12 protein-coding genes are annotated in these 21,936 nt (G+C 45.2%); 3 read left to right on the top strand and 9 right to left on the bottom strand.

The annotated features are described in order from the left end of the window. Positions 1-82: 82 nt before the first annotated feature. From K6V30_RS03130 to K6V30_RS03090, 9 genes are all read right to left on the bottom strand, one after another. Positions 83-1,564 (bottom strand): BACON domain-containing protein, encoded by a 1,482-nt coding sequence (locus K6V30_RS03130; protein WP_010535648.1) that lies wholly within the window; start codon positions 1,562-1,564, stop codon positions 83-85. Positions 1,565-1,589: 25 nt separating this feature from the next. Then, positions 1,590-3,059 carry a BACON domain-containing protein gene (locus tag K6V30_RS03125; protein WP_029425074.1) on the bottom strand — a complete coding sequence of 490 codons (1,470 nt, stop codon included), beginning with the start codon at positions 3,057-3,059 and terminating at the stop codon, positions 1,590-1,592. Positions 3,060-3,090: 31 nt separating this feature from the next. Beyond that, the gene (locus K6V30_RS03120) at positions 3,091-4,812 is read right to left on the bottom strand and encodes a RagB/SusD family nutrient uptake outer membrane protein (RefSeq protein WP_055271646.1); all 1,722 of its coding nucleotides are present in this window, start codon (positions 4,810-4,812) and stop codon (positions 3,091-3,093) included. Between the two features lie 22 nt (positions 4,813-4,834). Then, complete coding sequence (locus tag K6V30_RS03115; RefSeq protein WP_010535645.1) at positions 4,835-7,615, bottom strand: SusC/RagA family TonB-linked outer membrane protein; 2,781 nt, start codon at positions 7,613-7,615, stop codon at positions 4,835-4,837. 29 nt (positions 7,616-7,644) lie between these two features. Continuing rightward, positions 7,645-9,402: a RagB/SusD family nutrient uptake outer membrane protein gene (locus tag K6V30_RS03110; protein ID WP_055271635.1), complete on the bottom strand. Its 1,758-nt coding sequence runs from the start codon at positions 9,400-9,402 to the stop codon at positions 7,645-7,647. A gap of 11 nt (positions 9,403-9,413) precedes the next feature. Next, a complete protein-coding gene (locus K6V30_RS03105; protein WP_224207247.1) occupies positions 9,414-12,587 on the bottom strand; it encodes a SusC/RagA family TonB-linked outer membrane protein in 3,174 nt (1,057 codons plus the stop codon). A 387-nt stretch (positions 12,588-12,974) separates the two neighbouring features. Further along, complete coding sequence (locus K6V30_RS03100; protein ID WP_055271633.1) at positions 12,975-14,696, bottom strand: TonB-dependent receptor; 1,722 nt, start codon at positions 14,694-14,696, stop codon at positions 12,975-12,977. A gap of 12 nt (positions 14,697-14,708) precedes the next feature. Then, positions 14,709-17,720 (bottom strand): tetratricopeptide repeat protein, encoded by a 3,012-nt coding sequence (locus tag K6V30_RS03095; protein WP_022301065.1) that lies wholly within the window; start codon positions 17,718-17,720, stop codon positions 14,709-14,711. Positions 17,721-18,012: 292 nt separating this feature from the next. Continuing rightward, on the bottom strand, positions 18,013-18,537 hold the full coding sequence (locus K6V30_RS03090; protein WP_055271631.1) for an NUDIX hydrolase: 525 nt from the start codon (positions 18,535-18,537) through the stop codon (positions 18,013-18,015). A gap of 148 nt (positions 18,538-18,685) precedes the next feature. Here K6V30_RS03090 and K6V30_RS03085 point away from each other — a divergent pair, with 148 nt between their 5' ends. The 3 genes from K6V30_RS03085 (at position 18,686) to ahpC (ending at position 21,859) form a co-directional block, all read left to right on the top strand. Continuing rightward, positions 18,686-19,615, top strand: coding sequence for a dihydrodipicolinate synthase family protein (locus K6V30_RS03085; RefSeq protein WP_055271629.1), 930 nt, complete (start codon positions 18,686-18,688; stop codon positions 19,613-19,615). Between the two features lie 25 nt (positions 19,616-19,640). Further along, positions 19,641-21,110, top strand: a complete 1,470-nt coding sequence (locus K6V30_RS03080) for a sodium:solute symporter family protein (RefSeq protein WP_010535638.1) — start codon at positions 19,641-19,643, stop codon at positions 21,108-21,110. 182 nt (positions 21,111-21,292) lie between these two features. Continuing rightward, on the top strand, positions 21,293-21,859 hold the full coding sequence (gene ahpC, locus K6V30_RS03075) for an alkyl hydroperoxide reductase subunit C (protein ID WP_008761950.1): 567 nt from the start codon (positions 21,293-21,295) through the stop codon (positions 21,857-21,859). Positions 21,860-21,936: the final 77 nt, after the last annotated feature.

Genomic DNA, 21,936 nt, shown 5'->3' with positions numbered 1-21,936 from the left:
CTTTTTCTTTTTATTGATTTTTGAGTTTGTTAGAAGCGATTGCCTGATTGGGGGAGTTCAGGCAATCACTATCTTTAGAGAATTAGTCTCCCCATACTAGTGGAGCGATGTATTCCCATTTAGTCAGTGTGGCACTGCCGCCGGAAATTGTCATCGAGAAATTACCACCATCTTTGGTATCCGAGAATGGTACTTTGTAAGTATCACTTGTACCGTTAGCGTCTATCACACCGTCGCTGGTTGCTTTTCCTATGACTGTACCGTTGAGAATCCATTCCGAGTAAATCCATGATTGTGTTGGATCATTGGCATCTATAGCTTCGCGTATCTCGAATGATAATACGTTTGGCTTGCTGGTATCAACATCACGGCCGCTGTTCTCATTGTATACGTCACCGTTCCACGGTCTTGTACTTAATTGAGTCCGTTTGCTCAGAATATGGAAGCGAAGTTCTACGTCTCCTCCATCAAATGCTTTTCCGCTCCAAGAGAAGAAAGTAGTCAGACTGGCGTCGCCAAGCGGTTCCCAATAGAAGCTGTAATGACCCGGCATTAAACCACCCGGTCCGTAGTAAGCACCACTGATGGATCTGTTTACTTCAGTAACCACAGGTCTTTGTGGATTCGCTTGTTTGATCTTGATTGTCTTCATAAGCGGAGTAGCGCCTTCGGCAGCTTTGGTACTCAGTACGATAATTCCAGTACGGACAGAAGAGCCTTCGTGTGCGTCTACGTTAATTACGATATCGGCAGAACCGTTGAATGAGGTCTTTTCAAAGTGATACCAGGTATCATCTGCTTCGTTTTCTTTGGATACTTCCCATTCTGCATTCGATTCTACGTGGATGGTGAGTTGCTGAGCCTGTTCATACATAGCAAACCACTTGCCGTTTTCCGGTGTATCCGGTGTCAGCAATACACCGTCTTGTATGCATTGTACTTCTCTGGCTATTTTTCCGTGCCGGTCATAGATGGTTACAATACCGGTACGTTGTTCGCCTGTGTTCGGTGAAGCGGTGACAGTGATTTCTCCGTTCATTTCGCCCGATGCTCCGGATTGGATGGAGAGCCAAACATCACCGTCTGTTACTTTAGCAGTCCATTTCTGATTGCTGAGTACGCTGAATGTTTCGCTGTTTCCTTCCTGGTCGATCATATCCACACCTTCTACATTCAGATAAGCAGTACCTTTCTGGGTCAGAACGAATCTTTTTCCGGTCCAGTAGTCACTTTTAATGTTGAGCGTGTCTATACGGTCGTCCAATTCAGTGTTTTCTTTGCAGATAACAGTTACGGTGTAGGTTTCACCTGCCTCACCCGTACTGGGTGAGATGGTGTACCAATCATATTTTCCGAATACTTCCCACGGGTCAGTTGACTTGACCTGGAAGGAGACTGGTTCCGGATTTTTCGCTTCAACCAGATAGGAGTCTTCTACTCTATAGCGCAGGTCTACCCATTTCTCTGCTTCACTGTCATCGCAACTCTGCAATAAAGAGAATGCAGGTAGCAATGTGGCGAGAGAAATGCCTGTAATTATTGATTTTCTGATATTTAATCTCATACTCTTGAATTTTAGGGTTCGGTTATTATTCTACTGGTTCCCATGTGATAGACTTCACGGTGAAATTGGAAGCTTTATTTGTGGTATGCATTCTGAAGTATACAGGTGCTCCCGGTTCGGTTGCATAAGGATCGGTTATGTTATTATCTAATACGGCAACCTCAACACCATCAATAATCAGTTTAAGAACTAATGCGTTCGAACCTTCTTCTTTGTTGACAACAAGGAATTCGATCTTCTTCACTACATTCGTTTGTTCCGATGTCCAGGTAAATGTTTTCTGAGTCCAGTTTAAGCCTGAACCTCCACAAGTAAAGTTACTTTCTTTATTTGCGTAGAAATGCAAATGGAAGTTTGTATTTCCTGAGTTGGGCCACATATTAAACTCAATCCAATCTTCTCCGGTTAAATTGATAGATTCGAAATCGAATGCGAGACGTCCTTTTTTGAATAAATAGTTAGTGACTATTCCACTGCCATAGAGTGTCATGTAACCGGTTTCCTCATCCACAACATAGTTATCTGCTCCTCCTTCTTTCCAGAAAGCAGTACCCTGGCTGATGTCGAACGTAATGCCGTCAAATCCGTCGATGACTTCTTTGGTCTTCATAATGATGTGGCCGACACGGTTTACCATCAGATTATTAGTCGTTGTTGTCGTTACTTTCAACTCTGTTTCACTCAGTGCCTCAGCTTTCAGCCAACTCTGATATTCCTTAGGAACTTCAACTTTCCATTCTTTGTTTGCGCGAATCAGTACAGTCTTTTCCATACCACTGCCTGTTCCGGGCATGCTGATTGTTGTACTTTCGGGATCTTCTTCCAGTTCAATGATCACTCCATTTTGAGTAATGGTAAAGGTGTATTCTTCAAACTCAGTTTTTACAGTCAGCGTGCCTGCTCTCTTGGCGCCTGCATTGGCAGGCAGCGTCACAGTTACGGTTTCTGCTATGGCATCTTCATTACCTGTACCGGATGTTTTGTCGATATTGGAAAGGAAAGCGGTGGAAGGAATGATTTCCCAAGCTTTGTTGGAAGCAATGGTAAAGGTGATGCTGCCGCCTTCTGTCGGTACCAGTTCATCGTAAGGAACCACCACCAGGTCTTCTTTCGAAGCCTGCTCGATAGTAACTACCTTGGTGCCTTCAACGCCTTCTGCCTTGATAGTCAGTTTGGCTGTACGTGCTTTCTTTCCTGTATTGTTTTCCATTGTCACCACAATCTCCGACACCAGTGAGCTGGCTGCACTCATCGAAGGAGTCGGCTTGCACCACTGCTGGTCGCTTTCGATCGTCCAGGGAGTGTTGGAGCTGATATTGAACACTACATTGCTCGGAGAAGTTGCCAAAGCAGTGTAAGACTCCAGAGCATCTATCTGGATATTGAGAGGGCCTTCCGGCTGTGAGTCGATGTCAAACTCCTGGCATGCTACAAAACTGAATGTGCACAGTGCAAGAATCAGTTGCATTAACGTGTTGCTATATAACTTTTTCATATATCTTTTAAATATTAGATTAGACAATTAATTACCATCCTGTGTTTTGAGGATTTAAGTTTGTATTCTTGTATAGTTCGCTTTGAGGGATCGGATACAGATACATGCAATCTCTCCAGTTACGGGTTTCGTAAAGGTTCTTGTAGAAGTTGAACGTACCGTCCGCCTGCTTCTCGATCTTTACTCCATATAGTTCCCGCTGGGTAGTATCGGCAATCTTCCATCTCCGTACATCCCAGAAACGATGATCTTCGAAAGCAAACTCTACACGCCATTCATTGTACAGGCGTTCCATGAATTCATCTTTTCCCATGGAAGGAATCAACGGCATATCGGCATTCTTTCTCACTTCATTGATAGCCCACAGAGCAGAATACTTATAAGTCTCATCTGTGTAGTTGACATCATTGAAAGCGTTGACCATAGATTCCGCATACGTTAGTAATGTTTCCGCATAGCGGTAAATCACCCAATGATGCTTGCTGACAGCTTCTTTACCCGGTTCGAAGCTGGTAGCTTCCTGAATGTACTTGCGCAGGAAGTATCCTGTCGGTGAACCGCCTTGTGATACGATTCCGTCGTCGGCGCCACCTTTGAAGGTTTCAATGGTGTAGTCTTTAAACGACATTCCGTTGGCAAGAATAGCGCGGTAGAAACGTTTGTCACGATTCTCATAAGGTGATTGCGGGTCAAATGCAGGGTCTTCGCAAACCCATCCTGTGCTTTCTAGGGTTACTTTGTAACCGTTGACTGTCTCGAATGCGTCCACAAGGTTTTGTGATGGGTAATTGCTGTATGGGATAAGACTGGAAGTGCGTGTTCCCGCAGTCATGCGAAGCGGGAGATTAAACATTTCGAAGTCCGAATTATCACCATTGATCCTCATCAGTACAACTTCTTTTGAGTCGAGGTTGTTGGCACTCTCCTGGGGGTCGAGAGAGTAAAGCCCTGTGTTGATAATATCTATTGCTGCTTTGGCAGACTTTTTCCACAATTCGGTATCCATAGAAGGATTGTGTAGCTTACTGGCAGCATATAGCAGTGCTTTTGACTTTACTGCCATTGCAAAGCCTTTGGTCACTCTGCCGATTTCTGCTCCCGGTTCGTTTACATAGCTGTCCGGCAAGTTATTGGCAGCGTCGTCGCATTCACTGACAATGAAGCTGATTACTTCGCTGAATGGTGTCTTGCCGATTGTATTGGCTTCCTCTTCAGTCAGTACTTCCAATGGCATGGCGATGTCACCGTAGCGGCGTGCCAGTTCAAAGAAGTAGTGTGCCCGCAGCACTCTGGCTTCATAAGGGAAATATTTCAGCTGCTTCATCCAGTTTGTATATTGTCCGTCGTGCTCGTAGCGTGTGAAGTCCACTTGGGCAATCTCTGCTATAAAACTGTTGGCAGCACGTATACCACGATACAGGGTCCATGAATCGTCATAAGTTTTAATAGGCGACCAGTTACCGTTATTGGTATTCTGGATATTATCTGCATAGGCTCCGAATTCGCCGTCATCACTGGCACAGTCGCGCATGGAATATATGTCTTCGGTGAAAATTCCGCCGGAGGTCGCAAACAGTCGGTAGCCTTGTGGCATGTATGAGTATACGTGGGTAAGCATTGATTTGCTTGTACCGAAATACTTGTACATGTCTTCTTTTGTCTTCAGGTTGTTCGTTTCATCAAAGTCAAGGTAGTTGCACGAAGCAAAGACCAACGAAGACAAAATGGTTAAGAGTATGTATTTGGTTCTCATAATGTTCATTTGTTACTTTGCATTAAAAATTAAGTTTGATACCTGCCCAATAACTTCTTGTCGACGGATAAGCGATGCCAAGTTGTTCCGGGTCGGCAAAATGGAGATTGTCTAATGAGAACAGATTGGTGCCTTGTACGAATACTTTCAGGTCGGCAAAGCGAGTCTGCGATTTCGGGAAAGTGTAAGCTACCAATAGGTTACGAAGTTTCAGGAATGAACCGTCACGGTACCACAGTGAGCTGGCACGATAGTTATTCAAGTTTTCTTGAGTAGTCAGTCTCGGCATGGTTGCATTGGTCTTATTCTCCGGTGTCCAGCTTATTTCTTCATTCAGGAATGTATTTGAAATGTTGCCATTGCTTACAAGTGGACTATAAAGCGGACTGTTGAGCAATGAAACAGTGACTCCGGTCATTCCCTGGAAATCAGCGGAAAGCTCCACTCTCTTGTATGAGAAGTTCAGATTGAATCCGAAATAGAAGCGTGGAACAGATGAACCGAACATTTTCACAACGTCTTTCTCGTCGATGCGGTTGTCACCGTTCTGATCTTTGTATTTCACGTCACCGGGAGCTACGTCCGAGAAGGTTTGTTGCGGACTGTTGTTGATTTCCTGCTGGCTGTTGAAGAAGCCGATAGCTTCCAGACCGTACATCTGTCCGATACGGTTGCCCTTGGTATACAAGTAGTCGTACTCCTGATATGCCTGGTTTACATTGACTACCTCTGTATTCAGATATGACATGCTGGCACCAATACCATAATGGAAATCACCGATCTTATCATTCCAACTCAAAGAAGCATCCAGTCCTTTGTATTTATAGATTCCTTCGTTCACCTGACCTACTGTGATACCGATAATACCGGAAGTAGAATTGGCACCTGACACAAGTATATCCGAACGTTTTTCGTAGAAACCTTCTACTGTTGCATTCAAACGATTATCAAAAGCAGCGAGATCAAATCCGAAAGTCGCTTTCTGTGATTTTTCCGCTACCAGGCCGATAACCGGCAGATCGCCTTCGCTGCCACCGGACTGTCCTCCGGCATTCACTCCGAAGTTATAACCGGCACCGCCGCTGCCATAAGACTGACGCCATAGTTCGTGGCTCAGATTGCCGTCCCATCCGGACAGACCGTAAGAGGCGCGAATCTTAAAGAGATTGATCGGTGTCACCTTTTCCATAAACGCTTCGTTGGAGACGATCCATGCAGCAGAAACGGCAGGATAGTTCGAGTATTTGTCTCCGTCGGGCAGGTAAGCTGATCCCGAACGGTTGAATACGGCATTGAGGCTGTAACGGTTGTCGTAAGTATATGTGGCGTTCACCAGCACAGACTGATTCTTCTGAGAGTTGTTTCTGCCGTTTTTGACTACAGACTGCATATCATAAATCAATGCTCCTCCCACCTGATGTTTGCCAAAAGTGCGGTTATAATCCACCTTTGCCTGGAAATCGCTGCGTAGCATCAGTCTTTCGAAAGGCTGTGTATGCCCCAGTGTTTCGGAGTCTGTACCATAAATGGCAGGAGTTGTCACCAGTGTACCATCGCTGGTGATACTTGCATTGCTGTTCATGTAACGATACTCTTTATTGGTGGTTTCATTCATTCCTCCGATATTATCGAAAGAGACGGATGCTTCGGCTGCCAGTCCTTTGGTCAACGCACTTAAATCCTGACGGATGCTCAGGTCGGCGAGTAGTGTTCCGTATACGTTACGGATGTGTCCATAGTCTTTCAACAGAGCTACCGGATTACCGGTTCCGTACACAGAGCTACCTCCATAAATGCCATTCTCATAACGAATGGGGAATGCAGCAGATGGAATGCCATAGATTTTATTGAAAATAGTGTTGCGTCCATAGCGGGTACCTCTGAGTTCTTTCAGTCTGCCCACAATACCGGCTTTCAGCAATGTGCTTTCCGTCACTTTTACGTCCAGATTGGTACGCACAGTCAGACGTGTGTCTGTAGGTGTAGTGTCGAAACGTGTATCTTCCGTGTTTTTTTTCAACATGGAGCGATCCCGGTAATAGTCTACTACCGTGTAAAAACGGAACTTGTCACTACCTCCGCTGAAAGACATTTTCAGGTTGTGGGTCAATCCTGTGTTGTTCAGCGTTTCATTCCACCAGTCTACATTCGGATAATCATACGGATAGATTCCTGTCCGGAAAGCATCCAGTTCCTGTGCATTGTAGCGTGCAGGCAGACCGTCTCCGCTTAATGCGGTGTTAAGAGCGTTCGCATACGTATAGGCATCTGCGAAGTCCGGAGAACGGAATTGGGTATTGACACCGAAATTATAGTCCACATTTACCTTCAGACCATTGCTTATTCCGCGTTTAGTCGTGATCAGTACTACTCCATTCGCACCACGCATACCGTAGAGAGCAGCGGCTGCCGCATCTTTCAGAACGTAGCATGATTCGATTTCCATCGAAGTGATGTCGCTGATATCACGTGGGAAACCATCAATTAATACTAGCGGGGCATTTCCGTGTATAGAGAGGGTGGATACGTTATCGGCTGACGAGCCTGTACCCTGATATACATTCAGACCTGCCACTTTTCCATACAAAGCTTTGCTGATATCTATGTACGGGGATTTTTCGAATGCGGAAGCATTGACTCCGTTGATAGAGTAACTGCTGGTCCGGGAAGATACGTTCATCTGGTAGCCGATGCTCAGTGTATCTGCCAGCTGCATTTCCGAAGCAGCTTTCGATGTCTGTGCATTCAGGGATACCGAACCTCCCAGGAGCAGAGTGATTAATATATAATTTATTTTATTCATTGTTCAAACGATATTAGTTAACGTGTCATTTACCAGCCCGGGTTTTGGGTCATTCCATATTGCTTGTTGATTTCCTCCTGAGGAATCGGAGCCAGATACCACTTGGTATCCCAGTTGGTAGCCCAGTAATGGTCTCCCAGTTCGATCTTCTCGAAGGTGAACTCAGTCGGATTGTTCAAGTCGTTACCTCTGCTTCTGAGTCCGTACAACTTCTTCTTGAAGTCGCTCTGACGGTCTCTGCGAACGAGGTCGAACCAGCGTACTTCTTCAAATCCTAATTCGAGTGCTCTTTCTCTCAGTACGGCTTCGAGGAACTGATCGTGATTCATTGTCTTGGAAAGTTCCGGCAGACCTACTCTCTTTCGTACGTCGTTTACCATTTTGTAAGCCTCGTCGGTAGGGCGTCCGTTGACTTCGTTGAGTACTTCCGCATATCCCAGCATGATTTCCGCCAGACGGGTGTGTGACCATTGTACCGGACCTTCGCGATCGTTGTTTTCCTGTAAGATGTACTTCATGATCAGGAATCCGCTACCGTCTTTGTAGTCGGCATGGTTGATATAAACAGGAGCTGTTGTTCCGTTGCAGTAGGTGTCTCCAGGACAAGCTACATTTTCATACAGACGTGGGTCGCGGGTGGGCACCATTTCGCCTTTTGTAAAGAACGGTTGCTTGGAGGGTGACTTCCAGTCGAAATTTGCCGGAAAATCAGTTCCGTCTTCCCACGGAAACATATCTACATAGTTCAATGTAGGGCCGCTGTAATAACGTTGGCCGATAAAGCTGCTGTGAACATCGGAGCCATATCCTTGACGGGTAGAGATTAATATTTCTGTTCCGCCGCGGTTGTAGTATGCTTTGCGGTATGCCAGACGTCTTGCGCGGTGAGTCGCTTCTGTAGGTTGAATCAGTTCATATTCCCCCTGTTTCTGTACTTCTGCGAAAAAGGCTTTGCCGGCTGCTTCCGCATCTTTCCAGCGTTGGTCGCTGTAGTTGCCGTAACAGGTATATTCGTCTGCTTTCGGATGCCATTTGGTGTTTGAGTTGAAAGTCGGACTGGCTGCCCATTGCAAGACCTTGAACTTTAATGCCATCGCTCCTGCCTTGGTCATACGTCCGTCATCTTCGGCTTTCTGCTTCCATTTCAGCTCTGAGCCGATGGCTTCATCGAGCAATCCTACGATCTTCTCTACCGTTTCGGCAAAAGTGATACGGGGGAAATTCATTGTCTCGTTTACGTCTACATAGTGGTCCAGCCATGTCACACCGCCTACATATCTCAGCATTTCGAAATAGCAGAGGGAGATCAAAACTTTGGCTTCCGCGATCCGTTCACTTTTCTCGCTGGCTGTCATGTCGGGCACTTTCTCTACGTTCTCGATATATAACCAAGCGTAACGGATGGTGGTCCAGTCGGACTTGCTTCCATAACGGTAAGCGGAATTCTTTGGGACGTTGTTGGCACTGAGTGCTCCGTTGTAATAGAGCTTGACAGGCCCATCACTGATATTGTCACGGAAACTGTAACACAAGTCTGTGATTGATTCAAGGATGTTCACACCCAATTTGTAGTCAGAGCCGGTCGGTAGCCCATAAGGTAATCCGGTATATGCTTTGGTCAGCACCTTTTCGGCATTTATTTTCGAAGAGAACATTTCTTCGGTAGTCGCTCCGGAACTCTCAGGCTGGTCGCCCAGAAATTTATCCCCGAAGCTGATTTCAGAACAAGAGGAGGCTATCAGTACGCAACCTAATGCTATTCCGAGTCCTTTTATTATTCTATTCATACAGTCGTTTTTTAGAAGTTAAGATTTAAACCGAAGCTATATACTTTGATCAGCGGATAATCTCCGAATCGGTTAGGATCACTTTCCGGATCAAGATATTTAAGCGGTGAGAAGGTCAGCAGGTTGTAGCCGCTGAAGTTTAATCCGAGTGAGCTGAGACCCAGTTTCTTCAGGAATTTCTTTCCGGTGATGGTATAACCGAAGCTCAGACTTTTCAAACGGAGATAGGAAGCATCCACTAGCCAAAGAGTAGAGGGCTCGGAGTTCCAGCTTTCCGATTCTTCCGACGGACGTGGATAAACAGCTCCCAGTTGGTTTTCCGGGGTCCAGCAACCATCGTAGAAGTAAGTCAGCAAACCACGCTTTCCGGCATTCGTATAAGGGATGCGGTATTCGATGTCATACATTCTGTTAACGTTCTTGGAACCTACCCATTGCATGGTGAAGTTGAATCCTTTCCAGTCGAATCCCATGTTCATACCGAAAACGTATTCCGGACGGGTAGCATAACCTGCTACGCTCTTGTCATTACCGTCCACGATGTGGTCTCCGTTGAGGTCGGCGTACATGGCGTCACCCGGATACACCTTCTGATAAGGCTGAGGCAGTTCCGGCTTTAAGGTCAGTTCGCCGTCAGCTCCGGTGATGAAGTCGCTGTACTGATAGAGACGGATGTAGTTGTATACTCCGGTCTGGCGTCCGGTAGAGCCACCGGTCTGGTTCATATAAGAGAATTGCTTGGGCACTTCGTCCATATAGAGGATTTTGTTGCGTGCGAAAGAGACGTTGGCATCCACATAATAATTGAAGTCTTTTCCGATTTTATCGCGCCAGCCGAGAGAAACTTCGTAACCGTGGTTGTCTACCTTACCAATGTTCAGGTTAGGCAGTGCAGTTGCGATGATGCTTGGAGTCGATTCCGGAGAGATCAGAATACCTGTGCGGTGTTCGATAAAGTAGTCGAAGGTAGCGGACAGGCGGCTGTTGAAGAATTTAAGATCGATACCGTAGTTCTGCTTGTCGGCTGTTTCCCAGGTTACTGCCGGGTTACCCATACGTGAGATGGCTGCTGCCGATTGGGAAATCGGATTGTCCACACCGAAGCTGTAACTGCCCGATGATCCCCATACGGCAGGCATGTACATAAAGCGTGAGTCCACTCCTTTGTCGTTACCTACACGTCCCCAGGATGCTCTGAGTTTCAGGTAGTCTACGATTTTCTGGTTTTCCATAAACTTCTCGGCAGTTGCGATCCATCCGGCAGAGAAGGAAGGGAATACACCGAAACGTGTGCTGCCCGGAGCAAAGTTTTCCGAACCGTTGTAGCCGACGTTTACGTCGAGCAGATATTTACTTTGATAGGCATAAGTAGCACGTCCTACCAGTCCTACGTAGTTACGGGGCAGATAAGTGTAGCTGTCCGGATAATAGTTACGCGACTGATTGTAAAGGAACAGACCGGATATTCTGTGGTCGCCGAATGTACGGTCATAGTTGATACGTCCTTCCAGATACCAGTTCTGTCCGCGTCCGCTGCTTTCCGAGTAAGTGAGCGGAGTATCGCTGCCGCTGGGTACATAGATAAGTGATTTATCGTAGTCGGGATCGGTCTGTGACATCGTACCGTTGGTGTCAAAGTATGATTTATAGTACACGGTCTGCGCTTCGATGGCGCCTCCCGTACGTACTTTTTCCAGTTTGAATTTATTGTCATAAGCACCTTTCACGGAAACGCTCAGTCCCGGAGTGATAAAGTCCAGTTTCTGTGTGATGTCCAAATCCAGATTCAATGTCGTGTCATACGTTTGATTGTAACCTTGTCCGTAGAATACGAACATACCGTCACGCATCACTTCTCCCAGCGGAACCATATCTTTAGGAATCAGTGTACGTACTCCGTTGATAAATCCCGGTCCGGCAAACGGATGTGACCAGATCTGTGCGATTACCCAAGGATTCTGGTCTTCTCCCGTACCCGAAACGACGCTGCGCGGTTCCTGTATCTTACCTAAAACACCACCGACACCGAGTTTCATCGAAGTGGTCTTGGTCAGATTGGCATCGATATTGGCGCGGTAGTTATAGCGGTTGTAACGATAGTTATTGTCGTACATTTGTCCGGGAAGTTCTTTCAGAAGTCCGTTCTGATAAGTATAACCTACTGAGATGAAGTATCGTACATTATCACTACCGCCGGAGATGTTTAGGTTGTTCTGGCTTTGAAGATAGATATTATTAAAAATATACTTCTTCCAGTCCATACTGGGATACATGATGGGGTCTGAGCCGGTACGATAGGCTTCTACCTGTTCCGGAGTGAAGTATAACTTAGGATTCGTAACGTGGTCCATCTCCTGCTTCATATTCCAGAAGCGTGCGAACTCGTAACTTCCGGTCTGCTCTACCAGTGAGATGGGCTGTTGCAGACCCAGTTTGGTGCTGGCGGAAATCTGCGTTTTGCCTGCTTTACCTCTTCGGGTGGTGATCAATACAACGCCATTAGCACCTCTTACTCCGAATACAGCGGTGGAAGAGGCGTCTTTCAATACTGAAATACTTTCGATTTCGTTCGGGTCGATTTGTGAAAACTCACGTTCTATTCCGTCTACTAAGACCAGGGGCTTGGATTGTGAATCATTTAATGAACCGACACCACGTACGTAGATGGCAGCAGCATCTTTACCTGGCTGTCCGGTGGTCTGTACGGAAGATACACCCGGCAGTGCTCCTGCGAGGAGGTTCGTGATACTTGTTGCCGGAGATTTGATCAGCTCTTTGTTGTCGATGGAGGAGACGGCACTGGTAAGCATGCGCTTGTCCTGATTACTGTAGGCGATAGCTACAATTTCCACTTCACCGAGGTTCTGTGCATCTTCTTTTAAGGAAACATTGATGATTGTTCTGTCTCCGACCACGATCTCTTGGGTTACATACCCGATAAAGGAAATGTTCAATACGGATTTTTTGCTTGGGGCGACGATCGTAAAGTTACCGTCAAAGTCTGTGATTGTCCCAATACTCGTGCCTTTCACAGTCACATTAGCTCCGGGAACGCCTTCTTTGAGTGTTTCATCCGTTACTCTACCCTTAATTGTGATACCTTCCGGGGGCAAGGCATACATCAACGGTATGAATAAAAGAAACGTAACAAGAAAGCAGAATCTTAAATTGAGCGCGTTTCTCATACTGTTTAATTTGATAGGTTAATAATATATTTAGTTTATAGTTAGGTCAACCGGATTGGGGGTGACTTTTATTCTCTTTATTCTCTCTTCAGTTTCTAAATATATCCTTTGCTTATGTGCAATAAGGTTAACTTCATTTATCTTTTAATGATGATGCAAAATTAGGGACGATGTGAAAAATGGACGTGCAATATTCACCAAATTAGGTGCACAAATAGCTAGAAACACTATCTGTAACAAATGGGTAGACCTTGATACAAAATTATAGACGGAATGGAAAAGGAGGATTTGTAAGGAACAATGAAAAAGCCCATCCTGTTATGTTGCACATAGGCAATAACAGGATGGGCATCTGATTGGTTCTTCTCTTTGGAGAATATGTCTTGTCTAGAAGCTGAAACTTAATCCTCCCAGAAAGTTAAGACCTTCTGTAGGATAGCCCAGATAATACTGGTATTTCTTATTGAGGATATTATTAATCCGGGCATACACGGATACTCCTTTGAACACATTATAGCTGGCTCCGGCATGCAGGTCGCTGACTGCTGCGGCTTTAATGCCTTCTACCTTTGTGCGTCCGATATAATCGTAACCGAGATTGATATTCAGTTCTGTGATCGGGCGGAAGTCTGCGCTGAAATTAATTTCGCAGGCAGGCTTCATATACAGGCTGTATTTTTCTTTCGCATCCCAGTTGCGGTAAGTTCCAGCAGCGGACAATGCAATGAGGTCTTTATATTCATAGCTGATCTTCATACCGGCGTAGAAGTTGTTGGCATTGCTGAATTCCAGATTCAGATATTGATGTGCTGTGACCGGAGAGGAGGAATTCCCTTCCTGACCATCACCGGCGAGTGAGGGATCATAGTTGACAAATGTTTCTTCCTGCACCTCAAAGAAATCGTCTTTCAAATCCTGATAACCGCCATACAGATTGATCCATAATCCGGGATAAGGACTCGCTTTAAATCCTATCGCTGCATTCAGCTGTTCGTATGTATCAAGAATAGGGGCTGCCGGCAAGGCATAAGGACAGATCGTTTCCAGTCTGCGGAAATCGTTGACCAGCTTGCCTCCGGTAGCTTGCGCATAGAGTACGTAGCTGTCGGAAAAGATATACTGTGCTGTTATATCCGGAGACACGCGGAATGATTTACCGCTGCCGAATGAGAGATCCACATTGGCTCCTGCACGCAGATTCCAGCTGTCGCTGTTGAGTTTATAATACGGATTCAGTGCCAGAGCGGTACGGTTCTCGTATACCTGGAGGTCGTCAGCAAGTTTCAGGTCTTTATTGTAGATGAGATTACGCATGTCCAATCCGATGTTGATGCTCTGTTCGTCGCTGATAGCACCGCTGATCAATCCTTTGGTATGCACTTGTGTTTCTCCGACTTTGTCATTGAAAAAGAAAGTGTTATTGTTCTGACGGTTGTACATCATCAGGTTGGTTTCCGCCTCGAACTGTATGGGATAATTTTCATCTGTCGATTTTACTCCCAGATGGAAGTCTCCTGAAGTAAACTTCTGCTTGCCGGGTTGAACCGGAGAAAGGTTGAAATTGCTGAGCCCGAAATTAGCAGCGATGTTGAAATCTACCTTGTTGAACTGGTGGATATAATCGATATTCGCGCGGGTACGGTAATAATAAGCATTCCATTTCGTGTCTGCTTCCGGCATAGTCAGTTTGCCATCCATTCCGTCCATCTGAAAGCGGACGTTCAGCTTGTCCCTGCCCGACAGACGGAACAGGTAATTGGCAAGGAGATCCAGATTACCGTAGTTTCCATATCCAGCGCGTATATATCCGGGCTTGCTGCCGGGCTGCACTTCCGTTCCTACATAGGGACGCATCAGGTCGGCAGGAATAGAGGTAGCTGGGAAGAAAGTAGTGGCATATTCCACTTCTTTTTTGCTGACGGTAGGTTCTTCCACTTTGGGCAGCACATTCACTTTGGAAGCATCCAAAATGTCCGGATTATATTCCTGTTCTACGACGACCGTGCGGTTCATGGTCGTATCTTTCGGCTGAGTATTCTGTGCCTGAAGGTTGGACTGCATCAGAAATGCCAGTGTAAATCCTCCTGCTATATAAAGAGTTCGTTTCATACTTTTCAATCTTTACTTGTTTAGTTTCTTTAGTCTGTCTTCAATCATGCTCTCGATATCGTCATTGCCCTGGTAGTTCTGTTGCAGGCTCAGCAGATACTGGCGTGCGTCGAGGTCTTTACCCATAGCGACATATACGTCCGACAGGAGGACAAAGCTGCGTGCCAGCCAATAAGCGTGTGGCGTACTCTGTTCGATGTAGTTGAGCAGCTCTTTTTCTGCTGCCGCATATTCTTTGGCATCGTAAAGTGCTTGGGCAACTTGGTATTTAGCTTCGGCACCATAAGAATTGCGGGTATCCTTGGCCAATTCGCGGAAATCATCCAATGCTTTCTTGTCCGCTTTCTGATTCTTATAAGCCTTCGCACGATAATAAAGAGCTTCGTTCTTCAGTTCTGGACTAAGCTTGGCTTCAGCCAGCACCTCGGTTGCTGCATGAATTGTTTCCACGTCGTCTCTCAGCAGGAAGGCACAACGCAGGATGCCGGTTTCGGCAAGCTGGCGGCGTTCTACATTGGTCGCTTTTTCTTTCAGCATCTTGTAGCTTGTCAGAGCTTCTGCCATCTGTTGCTGGTTGAACTGTACTTCCGCACGCATGATCAGCGCTTCTTCTGCAAATGGATTGTTCGGATATTCAAGCAATTTTCCGGAGTGGAGGAGCACCATATCATAATTCTTCTGCTCATTTCCAATCTGGCAGAGATAATAATGCGCATTCAGGCTAAATGCTCCTTCCGGGAAGGTTTGCAGATATTTATTAAGGCTGCTCTTGGCTTCTTCTGTTCTGCCACGTGCATAAATCTTTTCAGCAGCAGCATAGGTCAGAGAATCCTGCTCGCTGGCATCAAAACGGATATGTCCCGGCATCGCATTGGCTAAGGCAGCAAATTCGTCGATGCGGTTCAAATCTACATAGATAGATTTCATATCGCGCATTGCCAGGCGGGCTTCTTCACTGCCCGGATACTTTTCAATTACTTGTTTATATGCATTGATTGCCTGATCGAAGTTACCGTTCTGATAGTACAGCAAACCGATTTCGGCTGCGGCTTTCCGGCTGACAGGGCTTTCGGGATATTTCTCCAGCATTTCCTTGAAGGAGGTAATAGCCTGGCTGTTGTTGTCCATCAATACATAAGAACGGCCTTTCTCGTAAATGGCGTTCACTGCATACGGAGAAGAAGGATATTTGCCCACCAGTCTGTTCAGAAGAGTGATCTTGCCGGTATAGTCTTTCTGCAAACCGGATACGAGTGCCAACTGATAGAATGAATAATCTCCGGAAGGAGTATTCATTTGTTCGGCTTGCGAATAATAATGTTTGGCTTCTTCGAAGTTGCGCACATTCAAGTGGCAGTCTCCGATACGGTTGTAGGCATCTGCAAGTGCTGTTCTGTTCTCTCCTTTTTCCAGCTGGATATATTTTTGGAAGTAATTACTTGCCTGTGTGTAGTCCTTACGGTGGAAGGCAATGTATCCTAAGTTGTAGTTGGCGAGTGCATACATTTCATTATTAGGCTGCGTGGTCAGTTGCAGGTAAGCGTTGAAATCGCGGGCGGCTTCCATCATTCGGTTGAGGCGGTAGTAAGATTCTCCACACCAGTAGTAAGCGTCCGCTTTGGTCTGGCGGTTGTACTGTCCGATGGCAATAGACTGGTTCAGATATTGGAGAGCCTGCTCGAAGTTGGCATTGGCAAATGACTGTGTGCCCAGCTGAAAGAGAATCTTTTGTTTGGCTTCCATGATCTGTGCACTTGGTTTTGCTATTCGTTCGATAGACTTCAAGGCAGCTTCGTAGCTGCGGGTATTCATATAAACTTCTACCAGATAGTTACTTACTTTCTCGGCATACGGAGATGTCGGGAATTCATTGAGGAATTTCTCAAAGGCGGTTACCGACTCACCGAAAGCTGAATAGGAAGTTTCGTGCAGGCAAAGTGCGTAGTTATAAGCAGCCTGTTCCTTAATCTGGAGATTGGCACTGGAAGCGGCGGCCTGTTCGAAAGCCATACGTGCCTTGTTTTTTTCTGCCAGCTGTAGGTATGAAAGTCCCATGTGCAGGTAAGCATTCTGTGTCAGTGCATCGTTGGTCGTAGTCACTTGTCCCAGCATTTCTGCTGCTTTGGAGTAGACTTTGGTTTGGTAATAGGAGAGGCCCAGCATATATAGCGCATCACGGCGGGGAGCGGAGTGGTCTCTGTCCAGATAGCCGGTGAATGCTTCTACTGCCTGATGATATTGGCCGAAGTGGTAGTAAGCATCTCCCAGAATACGGTACATTTCGGCGGCATGTTCGTTGTTAGGATAGGCCGACAGGTAATTCTGTGCTACAATCTGTGCCTTATCGTAGTTCTTCTTGATGGCATAAATCTCTGCTATATAATAAGGTACGAGTGCTTTGTATTTGGGATCGTCCTGCAAGGGGAGGAAATCTTTCAATGCCTCGTCATAACGTTTCTGAGTGTAACGGATGTAAGCAAGATAGTAGCTGCAATCCTTTGCATATTTGGGACTGCTGGCACGCAATGTTTCAAACCAGATGGCGGCTTCTTTCAGATTATCGGTCTTCATGTAGCAGGTTGCCAGTTGGTAGGTGCGGTCGTCACGTTCTTCATTACCCAACAGATCGAGGCGGGTAGAGTTGAAGAGAGCTAATGCCTCATCATATTTCCCTTCGTAGAAATAACAGGAGGCCAACAACGAATAGATGCGGTTGGCATAAGGAGTATCGGGATAACGTTCGAGGTACTTACGTAGTAACTCGATGCGGTTTTTGTCTTTCAGTTCATAAGCCGAACTGACTAACATATATTCTGCGTCCTGAAGGAGACTTGCTGTTGGCTTTTGCTTTACAAATGCTTTCAATGCAGGTATAGCGGCTGCATAATTTTTTTCCTGGAAAAGTTCTTTCCCTTCTTTATAAAGGTTGACAGGAGAGGTTATCTTTTCGCTTGTTTGTGCGGAGATGGCAATCGGCGCGCAACACAACAAGGTGCAGATAATTCGTGATATTCTTTTCTTCATAATCTAGTGTTTTGACAAAAATACGACTATATCTTCCAACGAAAACCCTTTGAAAGTTATTTTATAATCATTTAAATCTTTATGTAAATTATCTCTCATCGATTTTGAATCCGAGATACTTATTCTTTTTTGACTCTTTTTCATCTTTCTGATGAGGGTAATTAAGTCTGATGTTGAATTTCATGTGATTGTTGTTTTTATAATTAATGGCGGTTACAAAGATAATACGAATCTTAGTATTTTCCTCATTTAAAACGTTTTCTGATACCCGAAAGTTTAGTAAACCCTTTAGTTAACTGTGCTGAGCCAGAAACTGTACAACTCCCCGTCGAATGGAATCCAACCCGAAATCTTCCGGACGTATCTCCGATAACGGCAGAAAGAAAGCATTTGCCACGTCATCCATTGCCGAGAAATGGCTCATGTCTTTTACGGTACAAAGAAAGAACATATCGAGGGTATGCACGGGAAAGCCCGAATAGATATAGATGTTCGGCAAGGAGAACTGATAGACCGCTTTGTCCACCTTCAATTCTGTCTCCTCTAATACTTCTCTGCTTACACCTTCTTCTCCTGTTTCGTTCATATCGATAAACCCTCCGGGAAGATCGAGAGTGCCTTTTGCAGGTTCTTTGGCACGGCGGCAGACTAGCAGTTCGTTCTTTTCATTCAGAATCAGCGCCACAGTAGCGGCAGACGGATTGAAATAATAAACGAAACCACAGTCTGTGCATTTCTTAGACTTTTCATTGTTCACTTCGAAATGTGGAGAACCGCATTCGGGGCAATACAGAAATTGCGCAAGAGGATGTTTCATAATTATCAATTTTATATAAAAGATTGTCTGCCCACAAAAATATAAAATCTTTTCTTCAGATATGGAATAATGTGATTACAAAATAGTAAATACCCCGTCCTATTAGTATCATTAACAACAATCATATACAAATTAAAAGAATCAGGCTATGAATAACAAAATGAATGTTCCTTTATCGGGAATTATTCCTCCGTTGGTAACTCCTTTACTGGATGATGATGTATTGGATGTGGAAGGTTTGCAAAAACTGATTGAACATCTCATTGCAGGTGGCGTACATGCTCTTTTTGTGTTGGGAACTACCGGTGAATCGCAAAGTCTCAGTTATAAATTGAGGGTGGAAATGATTAAAAATACCTGTCGTATAGCGAAAGGACGGTTGCCGGTACTGGTATGTATTTCTGATACCTCGATTGTGGAGAGCGTGAACCTTGCCTGTATAGCGGCTGATCATGGGGCCGATGCTGTCGTTTCTGCTCCTCCCTATTATTTTGCGACAGGTCAGCCCGAATTGATCGAGTTCTATGAAAATCTGTTGCCTCAGTTGCCGTTGCCCTTGTTCCTGTATAATATGCCGACTCATACCAAAGTGAACTTTGCACCGTCTACTATTCAGCGGATAGCAGAGAATCCCGGAGTGATCGGTTTTAAAGACAGTTCGGCAAATACTGTTTATTTCCAGTCGGTGATGTATGCCATGAAAGATAATCCGGACTTTTCGATGCTGGTAGGACCGGAAGAAATAATGGCGGAGTCCGTGCTTCTGGGGGCTCATGGCGGAGTAAACGGAGGGGCGAATATGTTCCCCGGACTGTATGTGAGCTTATACAATGCTGCAAAAAATGCGGATATCGAAGAAGTGAGACGTTTGCAGGAAAAAGTGATGCAAATCAGTGCCACGATCTATACGGTAGGGCAACATGGGTCCAGTTACCTGAAAGGTCTGAAATGTGCTCTCAATCTACTGGGAATATGCAGTGATTATGTAGCTGCGCCTTTCCATAAGTTTGAACAACGGGAAAGAGGAAAGATATGGAAAGCGCTTCAAAATCTGGGAGTGGATGTAGTGTTGAGGTAATTAATTTAACTAAAAATGAACGGCTATGTCTATTCTCGACATTATAATTTTTTTATTCTTCACGGGGGGAGTTGTTGTCTTCGGCTGCTCTTTTTTCAACAAGAAACGTTCGTCGGAGGAGTTTACTTCGGCAGGACGTTCCCTTCCGGGTTGGGTTGTGGGAATGTCTATTTTCGCAACGTATGTGAGTAGTATCAGTTATCTGGCTTATCCGGGCAAAGCATATATGTCCGATTGGAATGCTTTTGTATTCAGCTTGTCCATTCCGATAGCTTCGTACTTTGCTGCTAAATATTTTGTACCCTTTTATCGTTCTATCGGAAGCGTATCGGCTTACAGCTTTCTGGAAGAACGCTTTGGCCTCTGGGCGCGCATGTATGCGTCATCATGTTATCTTTTGACACAAGTTGCCCGGATGGGCTCTATTTTGTATCTGCTCGCATTGCCTATGAATGCTTTGCTGGGATGGGATATCAAAATGATTATTGCAATAACCAGCATCGCTATTATTGCCTATTCAATGCTGGGTGGTCTGAAGGCGGTGATATGGACGGAAGCAATTCAGGGATTTATTTTGATTGGTGGTGCAGTCGTTTGTCTTTGTGTACTGATGTTTAAGATGCCCGAAGGACCTGCCCAGGTATTTCAAATAGCGATAACTGATCATAAGTTCAGTTTGGGAAGTTTCGGAAGCAGTTTGACCGAATCTACTTTCTGGGTATGTCTTATTTATGGTGTGTTTATCAATCTGCAGAATTATGGCATTGATCAGAACTACGTACAGCGTTATCTGACCGCAAAGAGTGATAAGCAGGCTAAGTTCTCAGCTCTTTTCGGAGGTTATCTCTTTATTCCGGTTTCTGCCGTGTTCTTTATGATAGGTACGGCATTGTATGCATATTGCAAGGTATTTCCGGAATTTCTTCCGGCAGGAGTTGAGGGAGATGCAGTCTTTCCCTATTTTATTGTGCATGCGCTTCCGACCGGATTAACCGGATTGCTGATTGCCTCTATTTTTGCTGCCGGTATGAGTACGGTGGCTACGAGCATTACCAGTTCGGCTACTATCATTCTCACGGATTATTATACCCGCTATATGAATAAAAAGCCGACAGAAAAACAGTCGGTGAGGGCCTTGTACATTTCTAATGTCTTTATTGGAGTAATTGGCATTTTTGTAGCACTGGCGTTTTTGAATGTAGAAAGTGCACTGGATGCATGGTGGGCTTTGTCCTCCATCTTTAGCGGTGGTATGCTGGGACTCTTCCTGCTGGGGTATATTTCAAAGAAGGCGCGGAATGTTGACGCCGTTTTGGGAGTGATCTGTGGCATTATCGTTGTCGTCTGGATGAGCTTGTCTCCTATCTTCTTTAAGGATGGTTTTATGAGCGAATATGCAAGCCCGTTTCATGCTAACCTGACCATTGTCTTCGGAACCATTGTTATCTTTCTGGCAGGCTTTCTCAGTATGCGTTTGCTGAAAACAAAGAAGTAGAAAAAGGCAGCTTCACTGGCAGGCATATTGGTTTCATCTATTATCCGATAGAATTATTCGATTGGACTTTTTTTGCAAAGGCGGGGTTTCTGCCTTTATCTTTGCATCAGAAACAAAAAACAAAACGATGTTTCTGATGTTATAAGTCAAATCAATTAATAACAATAAAAGCAATAAAGAGTATGGAACCAATTTTAAATTCTCAACTTCCTGAATTCAGCGTTCAGGCTTTTCAAAACGGAGCCTTCAAGACAGTAACCAACAACGACCTGAAAGGTAAATGGGCAATTCTTTTCTTCTACCCTGCTGACTTTACATTTGTATGTCCGACGGAATTGGTAGATATGGCTGACAAATATGCTCAGTTCCAGGAAATGGGTGTGGAAATCTACTCGGTAAGTACTGACTCGCATTTCGTACACAAAGCCTGGCATGATGCTTCCGAAAGTATCCGTAAGATTAAATATCCGATGTTGGCAGACCCGACCGGCGCTTTGAGCCGTGCACTGGGTGTGTATATCGAAGAAGAAGGTATGGCTTATCGTGGTACATTCGTTGTCAATCCGGAAGGAAAGATTAAAGTGGTGGAACTGAATGATAACAATATTGGTCGTGACGCCAGCGAATTGCTTCGCAAAGTAGAAGCCGCACAGTTTGTAGCTACTCACGACGGAGAAGTTTGCCCGGCTAAATGGAAGAAGGGCGAATCTACTCTGAAGCCAAGCATTGACCTTGTCGGTAAGATTTGATAGATCTTGATAATGTGTGTGAAGGGCCGGTAACGGAGACGCTGCCGGCCCTTCTTTTAAAAGAATGAAAGGAGAAA

This window comes from Bacteroides faecis, assembly GCF_020091505.1.
GTDB lineage: Bacteria > Bacteroidota > Bacteroidia > Bacteroidales > Bacteroidaceae > Bacteroides > Bacteroides faecis.
Note: the sequence above shows the minus strand (reverse complement) of the source record. Positions and strands in the feature narration are given on the sequence as shown.